This window comes from Photorhabdus antumapuensis, assembly GCF_020387775.1.
Taxonomy (GTDB): Bacteria; Pseudomonadota; Gammaproteobacteria; order Enterobacterales; family Enterobacteriaceae; genus Photorhabdus; species Photorhabdus antumapuensis.
In genome coordinates, this window is sequence record NZ_JAHZMK010000047.1 from 441 (window position 1) to 1,114 (window position 674).

The 674-nt window shown below is 49.6% G+C and carries 1 pseudogene; it reads left to right on the top strand.

Features of this window, described 5'->3' with window-relative positions:
• A pseudogene (locus KZ793_RS17085) lies at positions 1–674 on the top strand (filamentous hemagglutinin N-terminal domain-containing protein); the annotation flags it as partial.

Here is a 674-nt window from a genome sequence, read left to right on the forward strand (position 1 = left end):
AGATGACGCTGGGCAATATACAGGCCAAAACTGATATTACTGTAAGCAGTCAAGGTATTAAAACGGACGAACAGAGTCAGGTGCAGGCCGGGAAAGCGATGACGCTGGCCGCGAACACATTGGACAACCGGGGTCAGATTATCGCCGAAGGGGATATGCGGTTGTTTATTGACCGTTTAAACAATCAGAATAAGGGGCTGATTCAGGCCAATAATCATTTATGGTTGCAAAAAGATGCGAGCGGTCACCTCAGCACCCGGGTTGACAACGATTCAGCGACGCTGAAAACCCATCATGGCGATATCGTTATTCGCACAAAAGCATTCAGCCATGCCAGTCAGGCTAACCTGGTTTCAGGGGCGAATGCTTATATCAATGCGACCAAGCTGGATAACAGCCAAAGTCAGTTTCAGGCGCAGAAAAATCTTATCTTAACCGGTCGCGACTTGAACAACGGGATGGACGGTAAACTCTCGGCCGGTCTGAATGTGGTGGCGGATTTTGTTAATCAATTCAACGGCACGGCGTTTATAGCGGCGAAAAATATTCTGCTGCATGCCGGTGACATTATCAGCCTGGGATACCTCAACGCGGACCATGATCTGTCAGTCATCGCCGAAGGCAGAATGCGTGCCTACCAAAATACACTGGCGGCCGGGAGAAATCTGACCTTG